Here is a 14,157-nt window from a genome sequence, read left to right as displayed (position 1 = left end):
GGTGGAAGTGCCACTTGAGATTGTCAGCTTGAACTAAGACCATGAAGTCCAGATGAAGGGCGCATTAAGGAACCCTCATGTAGGGCCGCCGTCGGGTCGCCCTGGCCGCGCCGCAGCCCTGCCCGACCTCGCGGCCCTCGCCGCTGCGACGTTTGCGCTGGTCCGGCCTTGTGGAATCTCCTCAGAGTCGATCGCGGACCTCGCTGCGGTGCACCTCAGCAATGTCTTACGTGCGGCCGGCTGATACCGGCGGGTCACTGGGGACGAAGGCGGGAATCGTCAGCCTCCCATTCATCTCGGGTGATCGCGTACTCGACGTAGCCGTGCTCTTCTCCCGGAACGGACCCCGGCCAGTCGCCGACGAAAGCCCGCACGAGGCGCATCCCGGATTTCTCCATCACCCTTCGGGAGGCCGTGTTGGCTGCCATGGCCGAGGCTACAACCCGTTGCACCCTGAACTCGGTGAAGCCTTTAGCGATCAGCGCCCGCGATCCCTCTGTCGCGTGGCCCTTTCCCCAGGCCGCGCGGCGCAGCCGGTAGCCCAGTTCCGGCTGATCTTGTGGATCGTCGGGGCTTGGCCGGAAGTGGAACCAGCCAAGGAATTCCCCGGTCGTCTTCTCGAGCGCGGCCCAGAACCCGTAGCCGGGAAAGCGCCGGTAGTAGTCGAGGAAGGCCGGGAGGAAGTCGCCTTCTATTTCGCCCCGGGAGGTGGGGATACCGCCGGTGATGTACCGCATCACGCCCGGATCGCTGTCCAGTTCCACGAGTAGCTCCGCATCGTCGGCGGTGAACTGCCGGAGCAGAAGGCGTTCAGTCTCCAGGAAGGTGAGCATGCAGACATTCTCGCACCGTGGGGAAGACCCGCCACACCGGTCGGGGCGGTCGGGGCAGTTCTTCTCTGGGACATCACCACCGATACCGGGAACTACACCGTCTGGGATTCCTGGCAGTGCGGTCAAGAGCCTTCTAGCGCCACCGGTAGGATTCCAACGTGCGCAGCAGAGGGGCGCGGCTGTTCTTCAGCAGGTCGACCGGGCGGGAGCCGGCAAGGTCCCGGGACGGAGTGACCATCCAGACCGTGAAGTAGTTGTGCGGGATCTGCAGCTCCAGCGCACGCTGAAAGAGCTCAACGACCGGCGGGCGGAGTTGTCCACCGGGGAGGAACTGGAATCCGGGGCAGAAGGTGCCGTCGTCGATGAAGACCCGGACCAGCTGCTGCATCACCGGCTCCGGGTCTTCCATGAGCTCGGAGAGGCGGCGGCGGACCTGGTCCAGGGCCGGCAGCGTGAATTCTTTTCTGATCCCCTCCCATGTTTGATCGCTGATTCGTTGACAGTTAGTTGGCACTGTTGCCTAGCTGCCGTCACTGACGTGTTCCAGGAACCACCCGGGGGAGGGCTGTTCACGGCGCAGAGTGACGGTCCGCAGCGGGGAGTTGGAGCCGAGGCGGACCTGCACGCGCCAGTATTCGACGCTGACCAGGCCGCCGCTGCCCACGGCGGCAGTGCGCCCGGTGTCCTGCCGGGAGTCGCTTTCGAACCAGTGCTGGGACTCCGTGCCGGGATCGACAACCCAGATCCGTCCGTCGTGCCGGATGGCAAGGGGTTTGCCCGCCGGGTCGGTGCGGACCTGCAGGTCGTGGGTCTGGGTGGGGGCAACGGGCGCGAGGGTCATGGGTGTTCTTTCGTGGTGCGGCGGTGCGGGCGTGTGTTGGGTTTAGGCGGCTTTGACGAGGGGGAGTTCGTCCCAGTGGGTGGTGTAGCGGGGGGAGAGCATGTCCCGCTTCATGGTCCAGTCCGGCCCGCCCCGGATGCCGGCGTGGCCCAGGCCGATGGAGCCGCGCCCATACCGGCGGGTCACATCTTCCATGAGGGCTCCGACGCGGCGTTCCTCGTGCGGGTTTTCGAACAGGGCCAGGGGTGCCTGGTTGCCGGTGGGCCGCAGATCGGTGACCATGATGCCGGCCCTGGCGTACCTGATGCCCTCGTTGATGTGGGGGAGGAGTGCGTGGGCAGCCCCTGTGAGCAGGACCGGGTCCGCGGTGGGCATCGGCAGCGGCACGCAGACCGAGGGGTAGGAGGTGTCTTTCGGGTTGAAGTGTGAGGTGCCGGCGAACGCGGTGAGGACCTTGGCCTGCAGTCCGTGTTTGGCCAGCCGCGCTGAGGCCTGTTGGCCGTAAACGCTCAGGACCTGCCGCATCCCTGCCGCGGTGGTGATGGGGGTGGCGAAGGAGCGGGAGAAGATGAGCTGGTCCCGCCCGATCCGTTCTTCCTCCATTGGGATGCACGGGGTTCCCTGCAGTTCAAGGACGGTGCGCATCATGACCACGGAGAATCGGTCCCGGATCATGACCGGATCGGCCCGGGACAGATCCAGGATGGACTGGATGCCGAGGCCGTTGAGGCGTTTGGTCAGCCGCGTGGCGACACCCCAGATCTCAATCACGGACAGGCGGCGCATCAGTGATTCCCTGTCTGCGGCGGCCACGGAGTCCCAGTGGCAGACGCCGGCGAAGGCCGGGTTGTTCTTGGCCCATTTGTTGGCCAGTTTCGCCAGGGTCTTGGTCCCGGCGATCCCGACGCAGACCGGTACCCCGACGTTGCGGCGCACGGCGGTCTTCATGGTCCGGCCGAGAGCCAGGAGTTCCTCCGGGGTGCCTTTGACGCCGAGGAAGGCCTCGTCGATGCTGTAGACCTCCAGCCAGGCCGAGTAGCGGCCGAGCAGTTCCATCACGCGGGCGCTGATGTCGCCGTAGAGCTCGTAGTTGCTGGAGAGGGCAACGAGTCCCCACTCCTTGGCCCGCGGGGCGAGTTTGAACCATGGCTCGCCCAGGGGGATGCCGAGGGCCTTGGCTTCCGGGGACCGGGTGACGGCGCAGCCGTCGTTGTTGGAGAGGACGACGACGGGCCGGCCCTCCAGGGACGGGTCGAACGCCCGCTCGGCCGACGCATAGAAGCAGTTCACATCCACGTGCGCGATCTGCGGCATCCGCCGCATCGTGGCCGGTTTAGACATGGCTGGCCTCAGACATGGTGCAGGCACCGGGTCGCGACGCCCCAGATGACCAGATCCGAGACCGACGGGACCCGGATATCCGGGTACGCCGGGTTCTCCGCCTGCAGCACGACGCCGGTGGCCGTGATCCGCAGCCGCTTGATGGTCAGCTCCCCGTCCAGGACAGCGATGACCACGGACCCGTCTTTGGGTTCCAGGGCCCGGTTCACGATCAGTTCATCGCCGTCGCTGATGCCGGCGCCCTCCATCGAGTCCCCGGACACCCGCACGACGTACGTGCTGGTGATGTCCTTGATCAGGTGCTCGTTCAGGTCAATCCGGCCATCAAAGTAGTCCTGCGCCGGCGACGGATACCCGGCCGCAACAGGGACCGGAGAGATCAGCACCGACAACAACGACATGCCCGCATCTATCACACGGGGACCGACAACAACGCCCACAACACACCTTTATTCGAATATATGTTCGATACATTCAGTGTAGCCGGACGGGCCGACAAAAGACCGATCGACTGTTCTGGCCGGCTTATTGAGGTGCCGAATCGAAGAGGCATTTCTACTATCGTTGGTCCCAGCACATCTGACCTGGAGGGCGCATGCCGTACATCGCTGACTTCGAGAGCGTTTCTACTGTCGGCTTGGAATGCTCTCCGGTCGCCGAGGCGCTGGCCGGGTTGCGCGCCAACGGGCGCTATCCGCGGCTCCTACTTCGTGATTAAGGGTGAGTACTGACCAGTTGACGTTCCGTGCCGGCGTCGGGCTCAGGCCGGCATCGCCGTGCTTGTCGGCTTGGAGAGGTGGGGATTGTGATCGTTGATGTGATCGTTGCCGGAGGCGGTCCGACTGGGATGATGCTGGCCGGTGAGCTGACGCTGGCGGGGGTGGATGCGGCCATTGTGGAGCGCCGCTCGACGCCGGAGCTGGTGGGCTCGCGTGCGGGCGGGTTCCACTCGCGGACGATCGAAATCCTCGATCAGCGCGGGATTGCCGACCGGTTCCTCGCCGAGGGCAAGCCCGTCCAGGCGGCGTTCTTCGGGAAAACAACCCTGGACGTGAGCGACTTTCCTACACGGCACCCTTACACGCTCGGCCTGTGGCAGAACCATATTGAGCGGATCCTGGCTGGCTGGATCGAGGAGCTGGGTGTGCCGGTCCAACGGGGGCTCGAGGTCGCCGGCTTTACCCAGGACGACAGCGGGGTCGACGTGCATCTCGCCGACGGCGGGCCGATGCGCGCGCTGTACCTGGTGGGTGCCGACGGCGGGCGAAGTGCTGTCCGCAAGGCAGCCGGCATCGAGTTCCCCGGCTGGGATGCGACGAGGAGCAGCCTGATCGCCGAAGTGGAGGTGACAGAGGAGACGCCGGCAGGCATCCGCATCGACGAGGTGGGGATCCACGGGCTGCACCTGATGGAGGACGGACGAACCACGCGGGTGGTGGTGACCGAGAAGCAGCTTGGACCGGCTGCCGAGCCCACCCTGGCTGACCTCCGCAAGGCGCTGACCGAGGTCTATGACACGGATTTCGGGGTGCACACTCCGACGTGGATCTCGCGGTTCACCGACGCCACGCGGCAGGCCGCGGCCTACCGCAGCGGCCGCGTGCTGCTGGCCGGGGATGCCGCGCACATCCATGCTCCTTCGGGCGGGCAGGGGATCGGGCTCGGCATCCAGGACGCCGTGAACCTCGGCTGGAAACTCGCCCAGGTGGTCAAGGGTATTGCGCCGGACCGTCTGCTGGACACCTATCACGCCGAGCGGCACCCCGCCGGGGCCCGTGCGCTGAAGCACACGATGGCGCAGTCAATCATGCAGAGGGCCGACCCGCGCATCGGTGCGTTGGCCGACACGGTGGCCGGCCTGCTGACGATCGATGAGGCCCGGAAGCGGCTGGGCGGCCTCATCTCCGGCCTGGACGTCCGCTACGACCTCGGTGAGGGGCACCCGCTGCTCGGGCGCCGCATGCCCGATCTCGACGTCGTCACCGCCAACGGCCCGCGGCGCGTGTTCACCTTCCTGCACGATGCCCGTGCGGTGCTGCTCAACCTCGGCGCGCCGGGCAGCATCGACCCGGGGCCGTGGATGGATCGGGTGCAGTTGGTGGACGCCACGTACGACGGCGGGTGGGAGCTTCCGGTGATCGGTTCAGTCAATGCTCCTGCGGCCGTGTTGATCCGGCCGGACGGGCATGTGGCGTGGACGGGAGACGGGACTCGGCGGGGGCTGGAGGATGCGCTGGCCAGCTGGTTCGGGCCTGCGCGGCATTAACGTCCCAACGGTGGCCGTGACCGACGCGTATTTCCGTGCCGGTCCCCTTAGCAGGAGAGGTAGCCCGGCCTCTGCGGGTCTACAGTGCGTTTTCTCGTAGCGCCCTGCTGTAGTGCTCAGGGGTATTCCTGGTTGCGGCCGACACAACGAGGTGCCGCCGGCTCAGCCGGTGTGCGAAGTACCCCTCGTACGGCAGCACGATGACAGTGTCGATTCCGCTTTCCCATGCCGGGATGAGTTCTTGGAGACTTCGGGGTTCGGCATCGTGGGGAAATTTCGGGATCAGGCTTCGGTCCCAGGCTTGATAAGCCTCGCGGTCCAGACCTTCCCATTCATACCGTTGAGTCCAAAAGGGTGGGATCAAAGGATTCAACCCCTGACTGGCGTCCCCGGACTCGCGCAATTCCGCGGGCGTGGGATGGTGCGTTGGATCTTCGATCTGGTACCAGCTCCAGGCCTGGTCCCATGACGTTTTCCAGCGCTTCTCCCACGTGGAGGCATCAGCCGATTCCGGCATCCGGGAATGACCACAGTCTGGTACGGGGCTTAGGGGCGGGATGTTGAGGTCGCCGGCCAGGGACCATGCCTGCCGGACAAACAGAAGGAGAGTCAGGTGGTGTGGATCGTCATTGACGCTGATCACCATGTCATGCGGCCACGGACTTTCCGGTTGCGGCGTGCCCCATTGCATTTTCGTTACCCCCAGTCCGAAGACAGCCCGCGCGGGCCGAATTGCGTTCAGCGTCGCACCGACTTCACGCTCTGTAAACGGAGATCAGTTCGTTCGGGGCGTGCCCGGTCAGACGGTGTCGACCCAGTAGCGGCGTTTGCCGTTGCGGGTGTCCTCGTAGGCGCCGCCGTTCTTTTCGATGGTCGCTCGTGAGCCTGCATTATCCTCATCGCATGTGAGAAGAACCCGGGGGATTCCCAGTTCACGGGCAATCGGCAAGGCATCAGCCAGCGCCCTCGCTGCGTGGCCGCGACGCCTGGCGGAGGGCCTCACGCTGTAGCCGATGTGCCCGCCTTCGTTGAAAAGGAAGTCGTTCAGTTCGTGCCTGATGGCCAGTGAGCCAAGGAACGTGTCACCCTCCATGATCCACAAGTACGTGCAGGGCACATATCCTGGCTTCCGCGGGCTCTCCGGCCGAGCGTCATTGATGAGGGCGTCGACAAAGCGGCGGAACGACTGGGCATCTTTGAGTTCTTCCAGGGACCAGTCCTCCGCGCCCCCGCCGTCCCGGTGGGCGCCGTCAAATTCTGCGGATCCTTCCAGCCAGGAGGAGTGGTAGCTTGCGTCCGGAGCGATAAGGAGAGGCATCACGCGATCATATTCGAAGGGTTCGCGTTTCCCGTGGTCTCGGTCCGGGTGTGTAGGGTGCTGCCAGCGTCAGCGGACGGCAGGTCGTAGTAGCCCAACGGCCCCGGGGGATGGACTTGTTCCTTGGCTGGCATTCGACGGCGGGGAGGCACCCCCGTGGTGCAGGAAACAGCGACTCAATTGAAATTAATTTTGCATCCTGCCCGGGAACCAGATAAATTGTGAGCTGTGTCACCGACCAGTGGCACGGCTTATGATCTGCGGCGGGAGAGTCCTGCCGGTACGTTCAGCAGGCGCCGTAGGAGCAAATCCTCCCCAGGAATCTCTCAGGCCCACGTACCGCCGCGGCAAGGCAACTCTGGAAAGCAGTCCGGGCAACCGGGCTCACCGACGGTGCAAGTGGCGCGCTGCAATCAGCAGGGCAAAACGGAAACTCTCAGGTCCAATACAGAGCGGGGAGGAACCCGAATCATCGTGGCGTTTTGATGCCACCTGAATTATGGAGTTCCTCTCATGACGGTTCAATCGTCCCCGTCCACCTTCGCAGATCGCCACATCGGCGCCCGCCGCCAGGCCGACATCGACACCATGCTCAAGGCCGTCGGCTACGACAGCGTTGATGGCCTCGTTGACAACGCGGTCCCCGATTCCATTCGCCAGGAAAAGCCCCTCACGCTGGACAGCGCCCTCAGCGAAGTCCAGGTGCTGGCCGAGCTGCGCAAGCTCGCCTCCAAGAACAAGACGGCCGTGCAGATGATCGGCCAGGGCTACTACGACACCGTCACCCCGCCGGTGATCCGCCGCAACATCCTCGAAGCCCCGGCCTGGTACACCGCGTACACGCCCTACCAGCCGGAGATCTCCCAGGGCCGCCTCGAGGCGCTGCTGAACTTCCAGACCATGGTCCAGGACCTCACCGCGCTCCCGGTCGCCAACGCGTCGCTCCTCGACGAGGCCACCGCCGTCGCCGAGGCCGTGCTCCTCATGCGCCGCGCCAACAAGAACAAGTCCGCGGCCGGGGCCAAGACCGTCCTCGACGCCGACTGCCTCCCGCAGACCATCGCCATTGTGCTGGGCCGCGCCGAAGCCCTGGGCTTCGAGGTGGAGGTCGCCGACCTCTCCAAGGGCCTGCCCGAGGGCGTCATCAACGGCGTCGTCCTGCAGCAGCCCGGCGTCTCCGGCCGGGTGTGGGACCAGTCCGCCGTGATCGCCGAGGCCAAGGAACGCGGCGCGCTGGTCACCGTGGCAGCGGACCTCCTGGCCCTGACCCTGATCACCCCTCCGGGCGAGCAGGGTGCGGATATCGCCGTCGGCTCCACCCAGCGCCTGGGCGTGCCGCTGTTCTTCGGCGGCCCGCACGCCGCCTACATGGCGGTGCGCGAGGGCATGGAACGCACGCTCCCCGGCCGCATCGTCGGCGTCTCCAAAGACAACGCCGGCGTCCCGGCGTACCGCCTGGCCCTGCAGACCCGCGAGCAGCACATCCGCCGCGAAAAGGCCACGTCCAACATCTGCACCGCGCAGGCACTGCTGGCCATCGTGTCCTCGTTCTACGCCGTCTACCACGGCCCCGACGGGCTGAAAGCCATCGCCGAGACCGTCCACAACAACACCCGCGCCCTCGCCGCCACGCTGAAGATCGCCGGCCGCGAACTGGCGAGCGACTCCTTCTTCGACACCCTCACGGTCCGCGTGCCCGGCAAGGCCGCCAAGGTCATCGCCGCCGCCGGGGCCCGGGGCATCAACCTGCGGCTCATCGACGCGGACACAGTTGGCGTGTCCGTCGATGAAACCACGACGCCGGAGGTCCTCGCCGCGGTCGTCGTCGCCTTTGGCGCCGGTCCGGTCCTGGAGGCCAAGGGCTTCGAGCTGCCCGAGACGGTGCTGCGCACCTCCGACTTCCTACAGCACCCGGTCTTCAACACGCACCGTTCCGAGACCCAGCTGCTGCGCTACATCCGCCGCCTCTCGGACCGCGACCTCGCCCTGGACCGCACCATGATCCCGCTGGGCTCGTGCACCATGAAGCTGAACGCCACGGCCGAGATGGAAGCCATCTCCTGGCCGGAGTTCGCCTCCATCCACCCCTTCGCCCCGGACTCCCAGACCGAGGGCTGGCGCGAGCTCATCAGCGGCCTCGAAGCTGACCTCGCCGAGATCACGGGCTACGACCAGGTCTCCATCCAGCCCAACGCCGGATCCCAGGGTGAGCTCGCCGGCCTGCTGGCCATCCGCGGCTACCACCACTCCCGCGGTGACGAGCAGCGCAACGTCTGCCTCATTCCGGCCTCGGCCCACGGCACCAACGCCGCCTCCGCCGTGCTCGCCGGCATGAAGGTGGTCGTCGTGGCCACGGCTTCCGACGGCACGATCGACCACACGGACCTCGCCGCCAAGATCGAGGCCAACAAGGACGTCCTCTCGGCGATCATGATCACCTACCCGTCCACCCACGGGGTCTACGACGCCGACGTCCGCGAGGTCTGCGACGCGATCCACGCCGCCGGCGGGCAGGTCTACGTCGACGGCGCCAACCTCAACGCCCTCGTGGGCCTCGCCCAGCCGGGCAAGTTCGGCGGCGACGTCTCGCACCTGAACCTGCACAAGACCTTCTGCATCCCGCACGGCGGCGGCGGACCCGGCGTCGGCCCGGTTGCTGCCAAGGCACACCTTGCACCGTTCATGCCAGGGGACGCGAACAAGGCGGCGCACGAGGCCGGCGGTACCGAACCAGGAACTGGTGTTGCGATCTCCGCTTCACGCTACGGATCCGCCGGTGTGCTGCCGATCTCCTGGGCGTACGTGAAGCTGATGGGCGGCCAGGGCCTCACCGAAGCGACCAAGTCGGCCCTGCTCGCGGCGAATTACATTGCCGCACGGTTGGATGAGCACTTCCCGGTTCTCTACACGGGGGAGAGCGGGCTGGTGGCGCACGAGTGCATCCTGGATTTGCGTGAACTCACGGCCAGGACCGGCGTGACCGCCGAGGACGTGGCCAAGCGCCTGATCGACTACGGCTTCCACGCCCCCACGCTGTCCTTCCCCGTGGCGGGCACCCTGATGGTGGAGCCCACCGAGTCCGAGGACCTTGCGGAGATCGACCGCTTCATCGAGGCGATGATCACCATCCGCCAGGAGATCGACCAGGTCTCCAACGGAGATTTCACGGTGGAGAACTCCCCGCTGCGCAACGCACCCCACACGGCAGCCGCCGTCGTATCTTCCGACTGGGAGCGGGCGTACCCGCGTGAGCAGGCCGCATTCCCCGTCCACACACTCAGGCAGGACAAGTACTTCCCGCCGGTCGGGCGCATCGACGGCGCCGCCGGAGACCGCAACCTGGTCTGCTCCTGCCCGCCGCTTTCCGACTTCGAGAACTAAGGATCCCTGATGAGTGAGAACTACACCGCTCTCTACGAGCAGCACAAAAAAGCCGGCGCCTCCTTCACGGACTTCGGCGGCTGGCAGATGCCCCTCAAGTACGAATCGGAACTGGCAGAGCACCACGCCGTCCGCAACGCCGCGGGCCTGTTCGACCTCTCCCACATGGGTGAAGTCTGGGTCACCGGTCCGGACGCCGCAGCGTTCCTCGACTACGCCCTGGCCGGGAAGCTCTCGGCGGTCGCCGTCGGCAAAGCGAAGTACTCGCTGATCTGCCAGGAAGACGGCGGCATCATCGATGACCTCATCTCTTACCGCCGTGGCGAGGACAAGTACCTCGTGGTCCCCAACGCCGGCAACGCTGCGGTGGTTGCCGCGGCACTGGCCGAAAGGGCTGTTTCCGGCAAGGAAGGCGGGTTCGACGTGACGGTGGAGGACGTTTCCGCCGAAACCTCGCTGATCGCCGTCCAGGGACCGAACGCAGAGGCCATCCTGCTGACGCTGGTCCCGGCCGAGCAGCATGTCCTGGTCACCGAGCTGAAGTACTACGCAGCGGTTGAGGTACGTATCACCGTCAACGGTACTGACCACGATCTGCTCCTCGCCCGCACCGGCTACACCGGCGAGGACGGCTTCGAAATCTACGTTCCCAACGAGGACGCCGCCGGCCTCTGGGAAGCGCTGCTGGAAACCGGCGCCGGCCACGGGCTCATCCCCGCCGGCCTGGCCTGCCGTGACTCGCTGCGTCTGGAAGCCGGCATGCCGCTCTATGGCAACGAACTCTCCCGCGAAGGCAACCCGTACGCCGCAGGCCTGGGACCGGTCGTCTCGCTCGCCAAGGAGTCGGACTTCATCGGCAAGGTTGCCCTGAGCGAACTCAAGGCAGCCGGCGCAGGCTCCACAACCGGCCGCAAGCTCGTGGGGCTCAAGGGCCCGGGCCGCCGGGCCGGCCGCGGCCACTACCCGGTCCTCAAGGACGGCAACGTGGTGGGCGAAGTGACCTCCGGACAGCCGAGCCCCACCCTGGGGTACCCCGTCGCCATGGCCTATGTCGATATCGAATTCACCGAGCCCGGCACAGCCCTGGACATTGACCTGCGTGGCAAGGCGGAGCCGTTCGAAGTTGTCGCACTGCCGTTCTACAAGCGCCAAAAGTAGCCAGCCGCCGCTGGCTGAGCCTGTCGAAACCACATACGAACTTAAGGATTGAGATAAATGAGCAAAGTTGTAGCCGAACTGAAGTACTCCGCTGAACACGAGTGGGTTGCTGCCGACGGATCGGGCCCTGCGGGGATTGGGATTTCGGCTGTGGCCGCCGACGCCCTGGGCGACATCGTCTACGTGGACCTGCCGGAAGTTGGGTCGACGGTGACCGCGGGGGAGACCTGCGGCGAGGTCGAGTCAACCAAGTCCGTCTCGGACCTCTACGCCCCGGTGACGGGCGAGGTGGTGGAGATCAATGACGACGTCGTTTCGGATCCCGCGCTGATCAACAGCGATCCGTACGGTGCCGGCTGGCTCTTCAAGGTGGCCGTGACCGAAGAAGGCCCGCTGATGTCGGCTGAAGAGTACGCGTCCAAGAACGGCGGCGAACTGTGAGCGSCGCCGCKGCCGCCGGCACCGTGACCGTCGCGTTTGAGCAGGTCGTCTCCGCGTCGCTGGACGCGGACCTGTCCGYGCTGGATCCGGAGATCGCYGTAAGGATCGACGCCGAACTGACCCGCCAGCGGGACGGGCTGGAGATGATCGCCTCGGAGAACCACACCGCSRKGGCYGTGATGCAGGCGCAGGGTTCGGTGCTGACCAACAAGTACGCCGAGGGCTACCCGGGCAAGCGCTACTACGGCGGCTGCGAGCACGTCGACGTTGTGGAGCAGCTCGCGATCGACCGGGTCAAGGCCCTGTTCGGTGCGGAATTCGCGAACGTGCAGCCGCACTCCGGSGCGCAGGCCAACGCCTCGGTGATGCATGCGCTGATCCGTCCGGGGGACACCATCATGGGCCTGAACCTGGCGCACGGCGGGCACCTGACKCACGGCATGCGGATCAACTTCTCCGGCCGGCTCTACAACGTCATCCCGTACCAGGTCCGCGAACAGGACCACCGGATCGACATGGCCGAGGTCGAGCGCCTTGCCCTCGAGCACAAGCCGGCGCTGATCGTGGCGGGCTGGTCCGCGTACGCCCGCCAGCTCGACTTCGCCGAGTTCCGCCGGATCGCCGACTCGGTGGGTGCCTACCTGATGGTGGACATGGCGCACTTCGCCGGGCTGGTCGCGGCCGGGCTGCACCCGTCCCCGGTCCCGCACGCCCACGTCACCACCTCCACGACGCACAAGACCCTGGCCGGTCCGCGCGGCGGGATCATCCTGTCCAACGACGCGGAGATCGCCAAGAAGATCAACTCGGCGGTGTTCCCGGGCCAGCAGGGCGGGCCGCTGGAGCACGTGATCGCGGGCAAGGCCGTGGCGTTCAAGATCGCCGCGTCCGAGGAGTTCCGGGAGCGCCAGGAGCGGGTGCTGGCCGGTGCCAGGATCCTCGCGGACCGGCTGGTCCAGCCGGATGTGACCGCGAAGGGGATCAGCGTGATCTCCGGCGGCACCGATGTGCACCTGGTCCTGGTGGACCTGCGCGACTGCGAGCTGAACGGGCAGGAAGCCGAGGACCGCCTCGCGGCCATCGACATCACGGTCAACCGCAACGCCGTCCCGTTCGACCCGCGTCCGCCGATGGTGACCTCCGGGCTGCGGATCGGCACCCCGGCGCTGGCGACCCGCGGCTTCGGCGAGGCGGCCTTCGCCGAGGTCGCGGACATCATCGCCGAGGCCCTGACCGCCGACGCCGGCGCGGACCTCTCCGGCCTGCGCACCCGGGTGGAGGCCCTCGCCGCCGCCCACCCGCTCTACCCCTCGGTTGATAACCTCGCCTAAGCGACGTATGACTGAAGTAGTAGCAATACAGAACTAACCGCAGTACAGATCACGACGCCGGGTTGCCGCCACAAGCCGCCGCCCGGCGTCGTGCATCCGGCAAGCTGCCGCCAACCGGCCGGCCGCAGTGCCTTCCGGCAGGACCATCTGCCGGACCACAGTAAGACCTAGTTAGGAACCGACAATGGCTGTTGGAGTCTTTGACCTGTTTTCCATCGGAATAGGACCATCCAGTTCCCACACGGTGGGTCCGATGCGGGCCGCCGCCGTGTTTGCCGAAGAACTCAAGTCCCTCGGCAAGCTGGCAGAGGTGGCGTCGCTGCGGGTGGACCTCTACGGCTCGCTCGCCGCCACGGGCCACGGCCACGGCACCATGACCGCCATCCTGCTCGGGCTCGAGGGCTTCCATCCCGAGCAGATCCTCCCCGAGGAAGTGGAGGACCGGCTGGCCGCCATCGCCGGGACCGGCACCCTGCAGCTGGCCGGATCCGTGCCCCTGCCCTACGGGGTGAAGGACATGGTCCTGCGGCCGCTGACCATCCTGCCCCGGCACACCAACGGGATGACGTTCACCGTCTCCGACGCCGGGGGCGAAACCCTGCACCAGGCCACGTTCTTCTCCGTCGGCGGCGGCTTCATTGTCCGCGAGGGCGAGGAGGACGCGGCCCTGAAGGAACTCGACGAATCCAAGAAGGAACTCCCGCTGCCGTTCCGCACGGCGGCCGAACTGCTGGAACACTGCCGGTCGAAGGGCCTCTCGATCGGCGAGATCATGCTGGTCAACGAGCGCGCCTCCCGCACCGAGGCGGAGATCCGGGAGGGCCTGCTGCACATCTACTCGGTGATGGAAGGCTGCGTCGAGGTCAGCCTCAAACGCACCGGGCTGCTGCCCGGCGGGCTCAAGGTCCGCCGCCGCGCGCCCGACTGGCACGAGCGGCTTCTGAAGGAGGACAAGGACCGGGACCCGAAGTACTGGCAGGAATGGGTCAACCTGATCGCGCTGGCCGTGAATGAGGAAAACGCCTCGGGCGGCCGGGTGGTCACCGCCCCCACCAACGGCGCCGCCGGCATCATCCCGGCCGTGCTCTACTACGCGCTGCACTTCGCCCCCGGCATGGACCAGGCCACCCAGGGCGACCTGGACGATGTGGTTGTTAAGTTACTGGTGACCGCGGCCGCGATCGGGGTGCTCTACATGGAGCAGGCCTCTATCTCCGGCGCGGTGGTCGGCTGCCAGGGCGAGGAGG

13 protein-coding genes, 1 pseudogene and 2 riboswitches are annotated in these 14,157 nt (G+C 66.5%); of the genes and pseudogenes, 7 read left to right on the top strand and 7 right to left on the bottom strand.

Going from position 1 to position 14,157, the window contains the following annotated elements; translation table 11 throughout:
- Positions 1-254: 254 nt before the first annotated feature.
- The 5 genes from AC1DR1_RS04955 to AC1DR1_RS04935 form a co-directional block, all read right to left on the bottom strand.
- A complete protein-coding gene (locus AC1DR1_RS04955) occupies positions 255-833 on the bottom strand; it encodes a GNAT family N-acetyltransferase (protein WP_229991999.1) in 579 nt (192 codons plus the stop codon).
- 133 nt (positions 834-966) lie between these two features.
- Entirely contained in the window at positions 967-1,347 is a 381-nt protein-coding gene (locus AC1DR1_RS04950; RefSeq protein ID WP_229991998.1) for a hypothetical protein, read from the bottom strand.
- Positions 1,348-1,353: 6 nt separating this feature from the next.
- Positions 1,354-1,674 (bottom strand): hypothetical protein, encoded by a 321-nt coding sequence (locus AC1DR1_RS04945; protein ID WP_229991997.1) that lies wholly within the window; start codon positions 1,672-1,674, stop codon positions 1,354-1,356.
- A 42-nt stretch (positions 1,675-1,716) separates the two neighbouring features.
- A complete protein-coding gene (locus AC1DR1_RS04940; protein ID WP_229991996.1) occupies positions 1,717-3,015 on the bottom strand; it encodes a Y-family DNA polymerase in 1,299 nt (432 codons plus the stop codon).
- Positions 3,016-3,023: 8 nt separating this feature from the next.
- Positions 3,024-3,455: a LexA family protein gene (locus tag AC1DR1_RS04935; RefSeq protein ID WP_229991995.1), complete on the bottom strand. Its 432-nt coding sequence runs from the start codon at positions 3,453-3,455 to the stop codon at positions 3,024-3,026.
- A gap of 155 nt (positions 3,456-3,610) precedes the next feature.
- On the opposite strand from AC1DR1_RS04935, the pseudogene AC1DR1_RS04930 reads away from it, so the two are divergent.
- Positions 3,611-3,700 (top strand): annotated as a pseudogene (locus AC1DR1_RS04930) (phage tail protein); the annotation flags it as partial.
- 120 nt (positions 3,701-3,820) lie between these two features.
- Positions 3,821-5,281 carry an FAD-dependent monooxygenase gene (locus AC1DR1_RS04925; RefSeq protein WP_476992254.1) on the top strand — a complete coding sequence of 487 codons (1,461 nt, stop codon included), beginning with the start codon at positions 3,821-3,823 and terminating at the stop codon, positions 5,279-5,281.
- A 79-nt stretch (positions 5,282-5,360) separates the two neighbouring features.
- Here the strand turns inward: AC1DR1_RS04925 and AC1DR1_RS04920 are convergent, their stop codons facing one another.
- Both AC1DR1_RS04920 and AC1DR1_RS04915 read right to left on the bottom strand, forming a co-directional pair.
- On the bottom strand, positions 5,361-5,927 hold the full coding sequence (locus AC1DR1_RS04920; protein ID WP_229996022.1) for a hypothetical protein: 567 nt from the start codon (positions 5,925-5,927) through the stop codon (positions 5,361-5,363).
- A gap of 153 nt (positions 5,928-6,080) precedes the next feature.
- Positions 6,081-6,599, bottom strand: coding sequence for a GNAT family N-acetyltransferase (locus tag AC1DR1_RS04915; protein ID WP_229996023.1), 519 nt, complete (start codon positions 6,597-6,599; stop codon positions 6,081-6,083).
- Positions 6,600-6,853: 254 nt separating this feature from the next.
- Positions 6,854-6,951, top strand: a riboswitch (glycine riboswitch).
- Between the two features lies 1 nt (position 6,952).
- Positions 6,953-7,060: riboswitch (glycine riboswitch) on the top strand.
- Positions 7,061-7,112: 52 nt separating this feature from the next.
- Between AC1DR1_RS04915 and gcvP the strand changes: the two genes are divergently transcribed.
- The 5 genes from gcvP to AC1DR1_RS04890 form a co-directional block, all read left to right on the top strand.
- Complete coding sequence (gene gcvP / locus AC1DR1_RS04910) at positions 7,113-9,980, top strand: aminomethyl-transferring glycine dehydrogenase (RefSeq protein ID WP_229996024.1); 2,868 nt, start codon at positions 7,113-7,115, stop codon at positions 9,978-9,980.
- A 9-nt stretch (positions 9,981-9,989) separates the two neighbouring features.
- The gene (gene gcvT, locus AC1DR1_RS04905; RefSeq protein WP_229996025.1) at positions 9,990-11,138 is read left to right on the top strand and encodes a glycine cleavage system aminomethyltransferase GcvT; all 1,149 of its coding nucleotides are present in this window, start codon (positions 9,990-9,992) and stop codon (positions 11,136-11,138) included.
- A gap of 57 nt (positions 11,139-11,195) precedes the next feature.
- Positions 11,196-11,579, top strand: coding sequence for a glycine cleavage system protein GcvH (gcvH, locus tag AC1DR1_RS04900; RefSeq protein WP_229996026.1), 384 nt, complete (start codon positions 11,196-11,198; stop codon positions 11,577-11,579).
- Positions 11,576-12,910, top strand: coding sequence for a serine hydroxymethyltransferase (gene glyA / locus AC1DR1_RS04895; RefSeq protein ID WP_476992253.1), 1,335 nt, complete (start codon positions 11,576-11,578; stop codon positions 12,908-12,910). The genes gcvH and glyA overlap by 4 nt, the downstream gene beginning before the upstream one ends.
- Before the next feature lie 184 nt (positions 12,911-13,094).
- Positions 13,095-14,157: L-serine ammonia-lyase (locus tag AC1DR1_RS04890; protein WP_476992252.1), on the top strand; the 1,063-nt coding region annotated here is incomplete at its 3' end.

It is taken from the genome of Arthrobacter sp. P4_F10, assembly GCF_056401435.1.
The sequence above is the reverse complement of the archived record's forward strand: the minus strand, read 5'-3'. Positions and strand labels throughout refer to the sequence as shown.